Raw genomic sequence first — 14138 nt, forward strand, 5'->3', positions numbered from 1 at the left:
AGCGCGCATCATTGATTCAGGAACACAGGACAGAAAGCAGCATGACGTACGCGGTCAAGGAAATCTTCTACACGTTGCAGGGCGAGGGCGCGAATGCCGGCCGGCCGGCCGTGTTCTGCCGTTTTGCGGGCTGTAATCTATGGTCGGGCCGCGAAGAGGATCGCGCGGAAGCCGTCTGCCGGTTCTGCGACACCGATTTCGTCGGCACCGACGGCGAGAACGGCGGCAAGTACCGCACACCTGACGAACTCGTCGCGATGATCGCGTCGCAATGGCCGCAAGGCGAGGGCGAACGCTTCGTCGTTTGCACCGGCGGCGAGCCGATGCTGCAGATCGATCAGCCGCTCGTCGACGCGCTGCACGCGGCCGGCTTCGAGATCGCGATCGAGACCAACGGCTCGCTGCCGGTGCTCGACACGATCGACTGGATCTGCGTGAGCCCGAAGGCCGACGCGCCGCTCGTCGTGACCAAGGGTAACGAACTGAAGGTCGTGATTCCGCAGGATAACCAGCGCCTCGCCGACTACGCGAAGCTCGACTTCGAGTATTTCCTCGTGCAGCCGATGGACGGTCCGTCTCGCGACATCAACACGAAGCTCGCGATCGACTGGTGCAAGCGTCATCCGCAGTGGCGCCTGTCGATGCAGACTCACAAGTATCTGAACATTCCCTGATTTGCCGTGCTGACGATTACCCGAAAACTCGAATTCGACGCGGGCCACCGCATCCCCGATCACCGCAGCCAGTGCCGTAATCTGCACGGCCATCGCTATGTGCTCGAAATCACGCTGCAAGGCGATCTGGTCGACACCGAAGGCGCGCCTGACCGCGGCATGGTGATGGACTTCGCCGACGTGAAGTCGCTCGCAAGCGAGCACCTGGTCGACAAGTGGGACCACGCGTTTCTCGTCTACGAAGGCGACACGCAGGTGCGTGGCTTTCTCGACACCATGGCGGATCACAAGACGGTCGTGATCGATCGGATTCCGACGGTCGAAAACCTCGCCGCGATTGCGTTCGATATTCTCGCGAACGTCTACGACGCGCACTACGGCGTGAACCTGCGTCTGCATAGAGTGCGTTTGTACGAGACGCCGAACTGCTGGGCCGACGTGGTCCGCGACTAGCTTCCCGCCTGAATCCACATCCCGCCGCGCGAGCGAACTCTCGCGTTATTGTCACGGTATGATCGTTCCGACCAACACACGGAGCGAGACATGCCGGTCACCGCATCGCGTCGCAGCAGGCATCGAGGCCGTCAGCGCCCCGGTGCCTGCCTGATTCGCTATCTGGCCCCGCTTCGCATTGCAAACCTGCGCGAGGCCAGCCGATGAGCACCTTCACCAACTCCCTCAAACAACGTCTGAAGGACAACGCGCCGCTATTCGGGCTGTGGTTGTCGCTCGGCAGCGAAGCCGGCGCGGAAGCGCTCGCGCACGCCGGCTTCGACTGGCTGCTGATCGACATGGAGCACGCGCCGAACGATAGCGGCGGCGTCGAGTCGCAATTGCGCGCGATCGCCGCCGCCCATCTGCCGAGCGAGCCGGTGGTGCGCGTGCCCGCGAGCGAGCCGTGGCTCGTCAAGCGCGTGCTCGACGCCGGCGCGCGCACGCTAATGTTCCCGAACATCGAATCGGCGGAAGATGCGGCACGCGCCGTGCGGCTCACCCAATATCCGACCGCCGAGGCGCTCGACGGCCTGCGCGGCGTCGCGGGCGTCGTGCGCGCGGCCGGCTACGGCATGCGGCGCGACTACCTGCAGACGGCCAACGCACAGATCGCGACGATTGTGCAGATCGAATCGGCGCGCGGCTTGCGGGAGGTCGAGCAGATCGCGGCGACGCCGGGCGTCGACTGCGTGTTCGTCGGGCCGGCCGATCTGGCCGCGAGTCTTGGTCATCTCGGCGACGCGAAGCATGCGGACGTGCAGGCAGCGATGGCCCGCATCGTCAGCGCAGCGGACAAGGCCGGCATTGCCGCCGGCATCTTCGCGATGGACGTGGCCGGCGCGCGGCAGCATCGCGACGCGGGTTTTCGCTTCGTGGCGCTGGCCGCGGACGTGATCTGGATGTTGCGCGCGACGCGCCAGGCATTACAGGAGGTGAGGTCATGAACGGCAGAGTGCAGGGGGGCGCCGGGCCGAGGATTGCGCGTGTGACAGCGCAAGTGACCATTACAGCGGCGCTGCTCGCGAGTGCCGCGTGGAGCGCCGCGTACGCACAGGATCACGTCGCCAGGTCGAACGATCCGCAGACGCAATCCGCGGTGGCCGATTACAACGCCGGCAACCTCGCCGCTGCGCTGACCGAATTCCGCGAAGCCGCCGAGCGCGGCAGCCGGCTCGCCCAGTTCAACTACGCGATGATGCTGCTCAACGGCGAAGGAACGCCGGTCAACGTCGACGAAGGCAAGAAGTGGCTGCGCAAGGCAGCCGACGCAAACATGTCGCACGCGCAATACGTGTACGGCAAGATGTACGACGATGGCGAGTTCGTCGAGCGCGACCCGGCGGAGGCGCATCGCTGGTTCATGAAGGCGGCTGCGCAGGGTCATGTGCAGGCGGAACTCGCGCTCGCGAATCAGTTTCTCGACGGACGCGGCACTGAGCGCGACAACAAGCAGGCTTTCGTCTGGTACAAGAAGGCGGCGCAGGGCGGCGATATGACCGCGCAGTATGTGACTGGCTCGTTCTACGAGCGCGGCGGCGATGGTGTCGACCGGAATCTGAACGTGGCGCGCGCGTATTACGCGGCCGCGGCGGCGCAGGGCGATCCGGCTGCGCGCCTGAAGTATCAGCAGTTGAGCGCGCAGCTGCGTGATCAGAAGGAAGTGAAGCCGCAATAGCGAAGCCGGCATGACGCAAAAGGGCGCTCACAACGAGCGCCCTTTTTTTCATTTTCGCTTGCTGCGTGCCGCTGGCTACGCTTAGCTCTGCATCAACCGCTTCTGTCGCGCGACACTCATGATCAGCCCGGTCGCGACGCCCAATGTAGTCAGCGCGGTGCCACCGTAACTCATGAACGGCAACGGCACGCCGACCACCGGCAGAATCCCGCTCACCATGCCGATATTGACGAACGCGTACGTGAAGAACGCCATCGTCAGCGAACCGGCCAATAATCGCCCGAACAAGGTCGCGCCGTTGGCCGCGATGTAGAGCCCACGCGCAATCAATAGCATGTACAGCGTGAGCAGCACTATCCCGCCCGCCAAACCGAACTCTTCCGAAAACACCGCGAAGATGAAGTCGGTGTGCTTCTCGGGGATGAACTCCAGATGGGCTTGCGTGCCCTTCAGCCAGCCCTTGCCGAGCGGGCCGCCCGAACCGATCGCGATCACCGCCTGAATTGTGTGGAAGCCTTTGCCCAGCGGGTCCGAGGTCGGATCGAGCAGCGTGCAGATACGGTGCTTCTGATAGTCGTGCATCAGCGGCCACTGCACTTCCGGCTGACAGATCTTGTCCTGGAACGCCGCGATCGACACAACCGCAATCACCGCCGCGATCAGCACTGGCACGATCAGCTTGAAGCTCAGCCCCGCGAAGTAAATCACGAACAGGCCGGCGGCGAACACGAGCACGGCCGTACCAAGGTCGGGCTGTTTCGCGATCAGGCCGACCGGCACGATCAGGATCACGAAGCCGACCAGGTAGTCGTACCAACGCATCACGCCTTCGCGGCGCTGGAAGTACCAGGCGAGCATCAACGGTGTTGCGATCTTCAGGATTTCCGATGGCTGGATCACCACGCCGACGTTGATCCAGCGCTTCGCGCCCTTGCGCGTGAGGCCGAACATCGCGACCGCGACCAGTAACGCGATCCCGAACGTGTAAAGCGGGACCGCGAAGCGCATCAGCGTATTGGGCGGCACATTGGCGAGCCCCCACATCAGCACGAAGGTGAGCAGGATGTTGCGCAACTGGTCTTCGACGCGGCCCGGCATGTCGAGACTCGCGCTGTACAGCGTGACGATGCCGACGCACAGCAGCAGAAACACGATCAGTGCGAGCGGACGGTCGAAGCCCGCGAACATCCGCTTGATGCGGTCGAGCCAGGCGCGCTTGTCGAATTGCATGCCTTTTCCCTTATTCGTCGATACCGCCGGTGGCGGGCTGGCGCGGTGACGCGCCCTGGACGCTGTCATCGCGCGATGGGGCCGTGACGCTCGGCGCCGGCTCGCTCGCCGGACGGGGTTTGTGCGGGGCGCCGGACGTACGCGACGCGGATTTCTTTGCCGCGGCCGAAGCCGATGCCGGCTTGGCCGCCGACGCCGCCCGCGCCGCGCCGGCCGAAGCCGCTGCCGGTGCGCTGGCCGGCACCGTTGCCGTTGCGCCAGCCGATGCCGCCACCGGCGCGGACGCGCCATTCGCGCCCGAAGCCGCAACAGCCGCCGACGCACCCGAGGCCGCCGCGGCAGCCGCCGCTCCCGGCACCGGCAGTGCCTTGAAGCCCGCCGCAATCCTGAGCGGTTGAGCGCCCTCATGGTGCGCCGGCGTCTCACCGACCTGTGGCGCGGACGCTTCGGCCGTGTTCGATGCCGCAGCCGCGACGGCTGCTTCCACGACCCCGGGCTTGTTCTTGCCGACCAGGTAATAGTCGAGCACCCTGCGCGCGATGGGACCGGCCGACTCGGCGCCCCAGCCGCCGTTTTCGACGATTAGCGCGAGCGCGATCTTCGGTTGTTCGACCGGCGCGAACGCGATGAACAGCGCGTGATCGCGCAAATTCTCGGCGATCGCGTGACCCTTGTAGTTCGCGCCCTGCAGCGAGTACACCTGCGCGGTACCGGTCTTGCCTGCCGCCTGGTACGCCGCGCCCGCGAACACCTTGGCCGCCGTGCCGTTCGTGACCACGCCTTCCATCGCGTGTTTGATGAAGTCGATGTCCTGCTGCTTGACCGCGATCTTGTCGCTCGGGTCGCGCACCACCGGCCGCGTGTCCTTCGTGATCGGATTCTCGATGTCGCGCACGAGGTGCGGTTTCATCACGACGCCGTTGTTCGCGAGCGTTGCGGTGGCATGCGCGAGCTGCAGGATCGTGAACGAGTTGTAGCCCTGTCCGATGCCGAGGCTGACCGTCTCGCCTTCGTACCACTTTTGCTGCTCGGGTTTGCGGTACGCGTGGCGCTTCCAGTCGGTCGACGGCAGGATGCCCTTCGCTTCGCCGGCGATGTCGATGCCGGTGATCTGCCCGAAACCCCACGGCTTCATGAAGTTCGCGATGTTGTTGACGCCGAGATCGTGCGCGAGCATGTAGAAATACGTGTCGTTCGACACGACGATCGCGCGGTTCATGTCGACCCAACCCTGGCCCGAGCGCACGTCGTTGCGGAACGTGTGGCCGCCGAACGTGTAGTAGCCGGGGTCCTGGAAGCCCCAGCTCGGCGTGCGCTTGTGCAGCGACAGCGCGGCGAGCGCCATGAACGGCTTGTAGGTCGAGCCCGGCGGATAGGTGCCGTGCAGCGGCCGGTTCAGCAGCGGATGGTCGGGTGAATTGTTCAGCTCATCCCAGGTCTGCTGGTCGATGCCGTCGACGAACGAATTCGGATCGAAGCTCGGCGCCGACACGAACGCGAGCACGTCGCCGGTGGCCGGCTCGATCGCGACGAGCGCGCCGCGGCGTCCGGCGAACGCCTGCTCGGCGACCTGCTGAAGCCCGATGTCGAGCGATAGCACGAGGTTGTTGCCCGGCGTCGCCTGGGTGCGCGACAGCGTGCGCACCGGGCGGCCGCCCGCCGTCACCTCGACTTCCTCGAAGCCGGTCTGGCCGTGCAGCTCGGTTTCGTAGCTCTGCTCGACGCCGATCTTGCCGATGTAATCGGTGCCCTTGTAGTTGTTCGCGTCCAGACGCGGATCGTAGTGGTCCGGATCGCTGTCGTTCTGGTCGCTGGCGTCGTCGATGCGGTCCTGGTCGCGCTGCGAAATCCGTCCGATGTAGCCGATTACGTGCGCGGCGGTCGGCCCGAGCGGGTACTGGCGGAACAGCCGCGCGCGCACTTCGACGCCGGGGAAGCGGAAGCGCTGCGCGGTGAAGCGCGCGACTTCGTCGTCGGTCAGGCGCGTGCGGATCGGCAGACTCTCGAAGTTCTTCGAGTCTTCCTGCAGCTTCTTGAAGCGGCGGCGGTCGCGCGCGTCGATCGAGACTACCGTGGCGAGGTTGTCGACCACGTTTTCGAGCGTGTCGTTCAGCTTCGACGGTGTGATTTCGAGCGTGTAGGCCGAGTAGTTCTTCGCGAGCACGACGCCGTTGCGGTCGGTGATGATGCCGCGGTTCGGCACGATCGGCGCGACGGAGATGCGATTTTCATCGGCTTGCAGCGAGTACTTGCTGTAGTGCCAGACCTGCAGGAACAGGAAGCGGAAGCCGATCAGCCCGAAGCAGACGAACACGAACAGGCCCGCCGCCGCGACGCGCAGGCGGAATTTCGTGAGCTGCTGTTGAGTGTCCTTGAATTCGGTCATGCGATTCTGCAAAAGGCCGGCATGCGGCCATCAAGAGTGTGCGCCCAAACTGGCCGCGATCGATGGGCCCGATGCGGGATCAAATAGGGCGCGTATCGTCCGGGTCGGCTGGGCGGCGCTGCGGCATCAGCAGCAAGATGCTCGTGAGCGGCCACAGCGCGGCTTCGACGAAACCGTCGATCAGATAACTCCAGCCCGGAAACGCCGCACCGGTCAACAGACGGATCACGAACGGCACCAGTTGCGCGACGACGAGCAGCGGCATCACCGCGAACGTTTGCACGCCGAGCGACATCCACAGCACGCGGCGATGAATCGTGATCGCGCCGTACGACAGCAGCGTGTAGGCGAGCGCGTGTTCGCCGAGCAGGCTCGCGTTGTGCACGTCCATCAGCAGGCCGAGCAGAAACGCGATGCCCATGCCGACCTTGCGCGGTTGATGCACGTTCCAGAACAGCAACACGAGCGCGACGAAATCGGGCACGCCGGCGAGACGCCCCCACGGCATCAGGTTTAGCAGGAACGCGGAGGCGAGGCTGAACGCGATGAAGTACGGGTTGACCGGCTGCAGAATGTATTGCGGGCGATTCATGGCTGAGCCCCCGGCTCGGCTTGCGGCTTGGCGTTCTTCGCGGCGGCGGGCTTTTCGGCTTTCCTGTCGGCTGCGGGCTTATCGGACTTTTTGTCGACGGGGGCTTTGGCCGGCGCCTTTTCCGTGGATTTGGCTGCGGGTTTTTCGGCGGGGGCTTTGTCGGCGGCGTTCTTGTCGGCTGACCTGGCGGCGGATTTGTCCGCCGCGCCCTTGCCATCCGCGGCTTTGGCGCCCTTCTTCGCTTTCGCTTCTTTCGCTACGGTCGCCGCGTCGGGTTCGTCAGCCGGGCGCGGCGGCGCGGTGTTCTGGACGTGCAGCACGAGCACCTGACGCGCACCGCGCACCGCCGCGACCGGCAGACTGACCACGCGCGCAAACGCCGTGTCGGCCTGCTTGTCGACGCGCACGACTTTCGCGACCGGCAGCCCCGGCGGGTACACGCCGTCGAGACCGCTGGTGACGAGTTCGTCGCCGGTCTGCACGTCGGCGCTGATCGGCACGAAGCGCAGATCGAGCGTGTCGCCCTTCGGCGTGCCGTAGATCACGCTGCGCAAGCCGGTACGCAGAATTTCGACCGGCACGGCCTGGTCCTTGTCCGTCAGCAGCGTGACTTCGGCCTGCAGCGGGAACACCCGTGTGACCTGGCCAATCACGCCATCCTCGTCGACGACCGGCGAGCCGTTCTGGATGCCTTGCTGCGCGCCGCGTCCGATCACGACCTTCTGCGTGAACGGATCGCGCGTGTCGTACTGGATCTCGGCGGGAAGCGATTGCGTGGTCAGCTGCTGCGACAGTTGCATCAGCGCGCGCAGATGACTATTTTCAGCAGCGAGCGACGCGGCCGTGTTGGCCTGCTGCGACAGTTGCAGATCCTTCTCGCGTAGCTTCGCGTTTTCGTTGCGCAGCGTGGCGCTCGTCACGGCGAGGTCGGCGGCGCCCATGAAGATGTCGCGCGGCACGAGCGCCGCGCGCTGCAACGGATAAAGACCCGCGCCGAGCACGCCGCGGACGATTTCGAGCGTCTGGAAGCGGGCGTCGGAGATCAGCAGGGCGAGCGCCAGCACGACGAAGAACACCAGTCGCGCGAGAGCGGAGGGGCCTTGCTTGAACAGGGGCGGCGGACTGTATTCCATGGTCGGCGCCGGGGGCGTGAGCGGTTGGGTGAGACGGCGGCGCGCTAGGCAAGCGCGGTCAGCGCGCGGAGGCTGGTCGGACCAGCCAAAGACAAAGCGGCCCGCAAGGGGCCGTGTGCCAGATCCGCGCTACTGACATGGGAGGAAGGCTCGCTTACTCGTACGAGAAGATGCTGCCGAGCTTGTCCATGCGCTCGAGCGCCATGCCCGAGCCGCGCACGACGCAGGTCAGCGGATCTTCGGCGACGAGCACCGGCAGGCCGGTTTCTTCGGCGAGCAGGCGATCGAGATCGCGCAGTAGCGCGCCACCGCCGGTCAGCATCATGCCGCGCTCGGCGATGTCCGCGCCGAGTTCCGGCGGCGTTTGTTCCAGTGCGATCTTCACCGACGACACGATCTGGTTCAGCGGATCGGTCAGCGCCTCGAGGATTTCGTTGCTGGAAATCGTGAAGCTGCGCGGAATGCCTTCCGACAGATTGCGGCCCTTCACTTCCATTTCCTTGACTTCGGAGCCCGGGAACGCGGAGCCGATTTCCTTCTTGATGGCTTCGGCGGTTTGCTCGCCGATCAGCATGCCGTAGTTGCGGCGGATGTAATTGACGATCGCTTCGTCGAATTTGTCACCGCCGACGCGCACCGAGCCCTTGTACACGATGCCGCCGAGCGAGATCACGCCGACTTCGGTCGTGCCGCCGCCGATGTCGACGACCATCGAACCCGTTGCTTCCGACACCGGCAGGCCCGCGCCGATCGCGGCGGCCATCGGCTCTTCGATCAGGTACACCTGCGAGGCGCCCGCGCCATGCGCGGCTTCCTTGATCGCGCGACGCTCGACCTGGGTCGAACCGCACGGCACGCAGATGATGATGCGTGGCGACGGCGAGAACATGCGCGACTCGTGAGCAGTCTTGATGAACTGCTTGATCATCTGCTCGGTGACGGTGAAGTCGGCGATCACGCCGTCTTTCATCGGGCGGATCGCCTCGATGTTGCCCGGCACCTTGCCTAGCATCTGCTTGGCTTCCTTGCCGACTGCCTGAATGGTCTTCTTGCCGTTCGGGCCGCCTTCCTGGCGGATCGACACGACCGACGGTTCGTCGAGAACGATGCCCTTGCCGCGCATGTAGATAAGCGTGTTGGCGGTGCCGAGGTCAATCGCAAGATCGTTGGAGAAGTAGCTGCGCAAAAAACCGAACATTCAAAATCCTGTCTCGCTGGGGGCCGGGCCTCGCACCGTATGCGTAGGGCGGCAGCGGAATAAATAACAGCTTCAACCGGGCGGTAGCGACGCCACATGAACTTGAAGCCGCGGGGGAGTCTACCGGAGGCCGTTGCAAAGCCAGGGCGGAAAACGCCGGACGCTCTTTGAATTGTCCGTAAGGCCTTGGTAAGTCGGTCCGGGTTTGGGTCGAACGCGTAATGATACCTTATAATTTTGGATGTTTTGAAGGAAACGGAGCGTACATTTTGCCGTTGCCGCTCCTTTTTTTAGATTCTCCTATCTTGTCGTAACCCGCTGTTACAGCGCGACTTTTTTAACTGTTGTGACATTCCACCCTTTCCGGTGACTGCATGGCTCTGACCCTGACCGATGTAAAACGCATCGCGCATCTCGCGCGGCTCGAACTGGCCGATTCCGACGCCGAGCACACGCGTGCCCAGCTCAATGATTTTTTCGGCCTCGTCGAGCAGATGCAGGCGGTCGATACCACCGGCATCGCGCCGCTTGCTCACCCGATCGAGCAGATCGAAGACGTCGCGCTGCGTCTGCGTGACGACGCCGTCACCGAGACGGTCGAGCGCGAGGCTTTTCAGCGCCCCGCGCCGGCCGTTCAGGACGGCTTGTACCTCGTGCCGAAGGTGATCGAATAAGACCCGCCGGGCAGACTCCCGGGCTGGCGTCGGCGCGAGCCTTTCGTGCCGCAGTCGCGCGGCGTCGCCGCGAACCTTACCGGCCGGTCTGCCGACGGGCAACCGAACGCCTCCACGGCAGCGTGACCACGCTGCCGCGCTTTCCAGGATAAAACGCAATGCATGAAAAAAGTTTGACCGAACTGCGCGCCGCGCTCGCGGCCAAGGAATGCTCCGCAGTCGAACTGGCGCAGCTTTACCTGAAGCGGATCGACGCGGCCAACAGCCTGAACGCGTTCATTCAGGTCGATCCCGAACTGACGCTCGCGCAGGCGAAAGCCGCCGACGCGCTGCTGCACACCGGCCACGCCGGCCCGCTCGTCGGCCTGCCGATCGCGCACAAGGACGTGTTCGTCACGAAGGGCTGGCGCTCCACCGCCGGCTCGAAGATGCTCGCGAACTACGAAAGCCCGTTCGACGCGACCGTGGTCGCGCGTCTGCAGAATGCCGGCATGGTGTGCGTGGGCAAGACCAACATGGACGAGTTCGCGATGGGCTCGTCCAACGAGAATTCGTACTTTGGCGCCGTGCAGAATCCGTGGGACCGCAAGGCCGTGCCGGGCGGTTCGTCGGGCGGCTCGGCGGCCGCCGTGGCCGCGCGCCTCGCGCCCGCCGCGACCGGTACCGACACCGGCGGCTCGATCCGTCAGCCGGCGTCGTTCTCGGGCATCACCGGCATCAAGCCGACGTACGGCCGCGTGTCGCGCTACGGCATGATCGCGTTCGCATCCTCGCTCGATCAGGGCGGCCCAATGGCGCAAAGCGCCGCGGACTGCGCGACGCTGCTCAATGCGATGGCCGGCTTCGACGAGCGTGACTCGACGAGCCTCTCGCACGAGCCCGAGGACTACACGCGCTACCTCGGCAAGTCGTGGCGTGACGGCGGCGCAGAGAAACCGCTCGCCGGCCTGCGCATCGGCCTGCCGAAGGAGTACTTCGGCGCCGGTCTCGCCGACGAAGTGCGTGCGTCGATCGACGCCGCGTTGAAGCAGTACGAAGCGCTCGGCGCGACGCTCGTCGAGGTGTCGCTGCCGAAAACCGAACTGTCGATCCCGGTCTACTACGTGATCGCGCCGGCCGAAGCCTCGTCGAACCTGTCGCGTTTCGACGGCGTGCGCTTCGGCCACCGCGCGGCCGAGTACCGCGATCTGCTCGACATGTACAAGAAGTCGCGCGCCGAAGGTTTCGGCCCGGAAGTGAAGCGCCGCATTCTGGTCGGCACCTACGTGTTGTCGCACGGCTACTACGACGCGTACTACCTGCAGGCGCAGAAGATCCGCCGCATCATCGCGCAGGACTTCCAGGAAGCGTTCAAGCAGTGCGACGTGATCATGGGACCGGTCGCGCCGTCGGTGGCGTGGGACATCGGCGCCAAGGGCGACGATCCGGTGCAGATGTATCTGGCCGACATCTACACGCTGTCGGTGAGTCTTGCCGGCCTGCCGGGCATGAGCGTACCGTGCGGTTTCGGCGCGGGCGCGAATGCGCAGCGTCCGGTCGGTCTGCAGATCATCGGCAACTATTTCAATGAAGCCCGGATGCTGCAGGTGGCCGACGCCTTCCAGCGCGCGACCGACTGGCACCGTCAGGCACCGGCAGGAGTGTGAGCACCATGACCAAACAATGGGAAGTCGTGATCGGTCTGGAGACCCACACGCAGTTGTCGACGCATTCGAAAATCTTCTCGGGCACCGCGACGCAATTCGGCGCCGCACCGAACACGCAGGCAAGCCCCGTCGATCTGGCCTTGCCCGGCACGCTGCCGGTGATGAACCGCGGCGCGGTCGAACGCGCCATTCAATTCGGCCTCGCGATCGGTGCAACGGTTGCGCCGCGCAGCATCTTCGCGCGCAAGAATTACTTCTACCCCGATCTGCCGAAGGGCTATCAGATCAGCCAGTACGAAATCCCGGTCGTGCAGGGCGGTCAGGTGACGATCCAGGTGCCGGCCAATGAAAAGGCGGGCAAGGAAGCGTACGAGAAAACCATCAATCTGACGCGCGCTCACCTCGAGGAAGACGCCGGCAAGTCGCTGCACGAAGACTTCGCTGGCATGACCGGCATCGACCTGAATCGTGCCGGCACGCCGCTGCTCGAAATCGTCACCGAGCCGGAAATGCGCAGCGCGGCCGAGGCCGTTGCCTACGCGAAGTCGCTGCACACGCTCGTCGTGTGGCTCGGGATTTGCGACGGCAATATGCAGGAGGGCTCGTTCCGCTGCGATGCGAACGTGTCGGTGCGTCCGCTCGGCCAGAAAGAATTCGGCACGCGCGCCGAGATCAAGAACCTGAACTCGTTCCGCTTCCTCGAAGAAGCGATCCAGTACGAAGTGCGTCGTCAGATCGAGCTGATCGAAGACGGTGGCACGGTGGTGCAGGAAACGCGTCTGTACGATCCGGACAAGCGCGAAACGCGCTCGATGCGCAGCAAGGAAGACGCGCACGACTACCGCTATTTCCCCGACCCCGACCTGATGCCGCTCATGATCGACGCCGCGTGGGTCGAGCGCGTGAGGAGCGAGATGCCGGAGCTGCCGGAAGCGATCCAGCGGCGCTTCGTGTCGCAGTACGGCCTCACGCCGTACGACGCGAACGTGCTGACCTCGAGCAAGGCGACGGCCGCTTACTACGAAGCGGTGGTCGCGAAGGCCGGTGAGGCTAACGCGAAGGTCGCGGCGAACTGGGTGATGGGCGAAGTGTCGTCGCAGCTCAATCGCGAAGGCCTCGACATCGCCGCGTGCCCGGTCTCGGCCGCGCAGCTCGCACTGGTGCTGCAGCGCATTGCCGACGGCACGATCTCGAACAAGATCGCGAAGGAAATCTTCCTCGCGATCTGGGAAGAGAAGGCCACCGACGAAGCCGCCGCCGATCGGATCATCGAGGCGAAGGGCCTGAAGCAAATTTCGGACACCGGCGCGCTCGAAGCGATCATCGACGAAGTGCTCGCCGCGAACCAGAAGTCGGTCGACGAATATCGTGCCGGCAAGGAAAAGGCGTTCAACGCGCTGATCGGCCAGGCGATGAAGGCAACCAAGGGTAAGGCCAACCCTGCTCAGGTCAATGAATTGCTGAAGAAGAAGTTGTCCTGAGTTGAAGTGCCGCGGCCGGGCGTGATCACGCCCGTGTCACACGGGCCGTTGCCGGATCGAAGCAGGGCAACGGCCCGTTTTATTTTGCGGACTCCCACGGAGTGTGTGCATGACAAAGCATCCCGATCTCGACGATTTCCGCGTGCCGTACTTCGACGACGGCAAGAAAAGAAACCACTTCTCGCTCGACCATTTCGATCCGAAGGCGAAGCCGTTTTCGAGCGGTTCGAAAGACGCGGACCGCGCACGTTTGTCGGAAGTGGGCCTGCTGCTCGACAACCTGCAGGAGCGGCTGCACGCGCAGCGCAAGCGCCGCGTTCTGCTGGTGCTGCAAGGCATGGACACGAGCGGCAAGGACGGCACGATCCGCGCGGTGTTTCACGAAGTCGACCCGCTCGGTTTGCGCATCGTGCCGTTCAAGGCGCCGACGCCCGTCGAACTCGCGCACGACTTCCTGTGGCGCGTGCATTCGCAGGCACCCGCGGCCGGCGAGCTGACGATCTTCAATCGCAGTCACTACGAAGACCTGCTCGTGCCGACCGTGCAGGGCGAACTCGACGCCGACGCGTTCCAGCAGCGCTGCTGCCACATCCGTCAGTTCGAGCAGTTGCTCGCCTACAGCGGCGCGACGATCCTCAAGTGCATGCTGCACATTTCGAAGGACGAGCAGCGTGTGCGTTTGCAGGAGCGCATCGACGACCCGCTGAAGCACTGGAAATTCGAGGTGTCGGATCTGGAAGCGCGCAAGCAGTGGGACGCGTACCAGAACGCGTATCGCGACGCGCTGGCTGCGACGTCGACCGAATACGCGCCGTGGTACGTGATTCCGGCCGACTCGAAGACGCATCGCAACGTGATGGTCGCCGAACTGCTGCTGCGCACGCTCAATGAGCTGAAGCTCGAATATCCGCCAGCCAAGGAATCGCTGAAGGGCGTCAAGGTCGAGTGAACGCG

13 protein-coding genes are annotated in these 14138 nt (G+C 64.6%); 8 read left to right on the plus strand and 5 right to left on the minus strand.

What is annotated here, in order from left to right; translation table 11 throughout:
* Positions 1–41 precede the first annotated feature (41 nt).
* The 4 genes from queE (at position 42) to BC1002_RS00200 (ending at position 2844) form a co-directional block, all read left to right on the plus strand.
* On the plus strand, positions 42–674 hold the full coding sequence (queE, locus tag BC1002_RS00185) for a 7-carboxy-7-deazaguanine synthase (protein WP_013088055.1): 633 nt from the start codon (positions 42–44) through the stop codon (positions 672–674).
* Between the two features lie 9 nt (positions 675–683).
* On the plus strand, positions 684–1127 hold the full coding sequence (gene queD, locus BC1002_RS00190; protein ID WP_085954272.1) for a 6-carboxytetrahydropterin synthase QueD: 444 nt from the start codon (positions 684–686) through the stop codon (positions 1125–1127).
* A 203-nt stretch (positions 1128–1330) separates the two neighbouring features.
* Positions 1331–2113, plus strand: a complete 783-nt coding sequence (locus tag BC1002_RS00195) for an HpcH/HpaI aldolase family protein (protein ID WP_013088057.1) — start codon at positions 1331–1333, stop codon at positions 2111–2113.
* Entirely contained in the window at positions 2110–2844 is a 735-nt protein-coding gene (locus BC1002_RS00200) for a tetratricopeptide repeat protein (RefSeq protein WP_013088058.1), read from the plus strand. Before BC1002_RS00195 ends, BC1002_RS00200 begins: the two co-directional genes overlap by 4 nt.
* 81 nt (positions 2845–2925) lie before the next feature.
* Here the strand turns inward: BC1002_RS00200 and rodA are convergent, their stop codons facing one another.
* The 5 genes from rodA to BC1002_RS00225 form a co-directional block, all read right to left on the minus strand.
* On the minus strand, positions 2926–4074 hold the full coding sequence (rodA, locus tag BC1002_RS00205) for a rod shape-determining protein RodA (RefSeq protein WP_013088059.1): 1149 nt from the start codon (positions 4072–4074) through the stop codon (positions 2926–2928).
* 10 nt (positions 4075–4084) lie between these two features.
* The gene (gene mrdA, locus BC1002_RS00210) at positions 4085–6460 is read right to left on the minus strand and encodes a penicillin-binding protein 2 (RefSeq protein WP_013088060.1); all 2376 of its coding nucleotides are present in this window, start codon (positions 6458–6460) and stop codon (positions 4085–4087) included.
* Positions 6461–6539: 79 nt separating this feature from the next.
* Positions 6540–7052, minus strand: a complete 513-nt coding sequence (gene mreD, locus BC1002_RS00215) for a rod shape-determining protein MreD (protein WP_013088061.1) — start codon at positions 7050–7052, stop codon at positions 6540–6542.
* Complete coding sequence (gene mreC, locus BC1002_RS00220; RefSeq protein ID WP_013088062.1) at positions 7049–8185, minus strand: rod shape-determining protein MreC; 1137 nt, start codon at positions 8183–8185, stop codon at positions 7049–7051. Before mreC ends, mreD begins: the two co-directional genes overlap by 4 nt.
* Positions 8186–8339: 154 nt before the next feature.
* Entirely contained in the window at positions 8340–9383 is a 1044-nt protein-coding gene (locus BC1002_RS00225; RefSeq protein ID WP_004189550.1) for a rod shape-determining protein, read from the minus strand.
* A gap of 374 nt (positions 9384–9757) precedes the next feature.
* On the opposite strand from BC1002_RS00225, the gene gatC reads away from it, so the two are divergent.
* The 4 genes from gatC (at position 9758) to BC1002_RS00245 (ending at position 14133) form a co-directional block, all read left to right on the plus strand.
* On the plus strand, positions 9758–10057 hold the full coding sequence (gene gatC / locus BC1002_RS00230) for an Asp-tRNA(Asn)/Glu-tRNA(Gln) amidotransferase subunit GatC (protein WP_013088063.1): 300 nt from the start codon (positions 9758–9760) through the stop codon (positions 10055–10057).
* A 158-nt stretch (positions 10058–10215) separates the two neighbouring features.
* On the plus strand, positions 10216–11703 hold the full coding sequence (gene gatA / locus BC1002_RS00235; protein WP_013088064.1) for an Asp-tRNA(Asn)/Glu-tRNA(Gln) amidotransferase subunit GatA: 1488 nt from the start codon (positions 10216–10218) through the stop codon (positions 11701–11703).
* 5 nt (positions 11704–11708) lie between these two features.
* Positions 11709–13184 (plus strand): Asp-tRNA(Asn)/Glu-tRNA(Gln) amidotransferase subunit GatB, encoded by a 1476-nt coding sequence (gene gatB, locus BC1002_RS00240; RefSeq protein WP_013088065.1) that lies wholly within the window; start codon positions 11709–11711, stop codon positions 13182–13184.
* 109 nt (positions 13185–13293) lie between these two features.
* Complete coding sequence (locus tag BC1002_RS00245) at positions 13294–14133, plus strand: PPK2 family polyphosphate kinase (protein ID WP_013088066.1); 840 nt, start codon at positions 13294–13296, stop codon at positions 14131–14133.
* Positions 14134–14138 lie beyond the last annotated feature (5 nt).

The organism is Paraburkholderia atlantica (genome assembly GCF_000092885.1).
Taxonomy (GTDB): domain Bacteria; phylum Pseudomonadota; class Gammaproteobacteria; order Burkholderiales; family Burkholderiaceae; genus Paraburkholderia; species Paraburkholderia atlantica.

What these genes read in the sequence shown, in the direction of transcription:
- BC1002_RS00245 (WP_013088066.1), top strand. Translation starts at nt 13,294, where the DNA reads ATGACAAAGCATCCCGATCTCGACGATTTCCGCGTGCCGTACTTCGAC.
- mreC (WP_013088062.1), bottom strand. Translation starts at nt 8,185, where the DNA reads ATGGAATACAGTCCGCCGCCCCTGTTCAAGCAAGGCCCCTCCGCTCTC.
- BC1002_RS00195 (WP_013088057.1), top strand. Translation starts at nt 1,331, where the DNA reads ATGAGCACCTTCACCAACTCCCTCAAACAACGTCTGAAGGACAACGCG.
- rodA (WP_013088059.1), bottom strand. Translation starts at nt 4,074, where the DNA reads ATGCAATTCGACAAGCGCGCCTGGCTCGACCGCATCAAGCGGATGTTC.
- mrdA (WP_013088060.1), bottom strand. Translation starts at nt 6,460, where the DNA reads ATGACCGAATTCAAGGACACTCAACAGCAGCTCACGAAATTCCGCCTG.
- queE (WP_013088055.1), top strand. Translation starts at nt 42, where the DNA reads ATGACGTACGCGGTCAAGGAAATCTTCTACACGTTGCAGGGCGAGGGC.
- gatB (WP_013088065.1), top strand. Translation starts at nt 11,709, where the DNA reads ATGACCAAACAATGGGAAGTCGTGATCGGTCTGGAGACCCACACGCAG.
- BC1002_RS00225 (WP_004189550.1), bottom strand. Translation starts at nt 9,383, where the DNA reads ATGTTCGGTTTTTTGCGCAGCTACTTCTCCAACGATCTTGCGATTGAC.
- mreD (WP_013088061.1), bottom strand. Translation starts at nt 7,052, where the DNA reads ATGAATCGCCCGCAATACATTCTGCAGCCGGTCAACCCGTACTTCATC.
- gatC (WP_013088063.1), top strand. Translation starts at nt 9,758, where the DNA reads ATGGCTCTGACCCTGACCGATGTAAAACGCATCGCGCATCTCGCGCGG.
- gatA (WP_013088064.1), top strand. Translation starts at nt 10,216, where the DNA reads ATGCATGAAAAAAGTTTGACCGAACTGCGCGCCGCGCTCGCGGCCAAG.
- BC1002_RS00200 (WP_013088058.1), top strand. Translation starts at nt 2,110, where the DNA reads ATGAACGGCAGAGTGCAGGGGGGCGCCGGGCCGAGGATTGCGCGTGTG.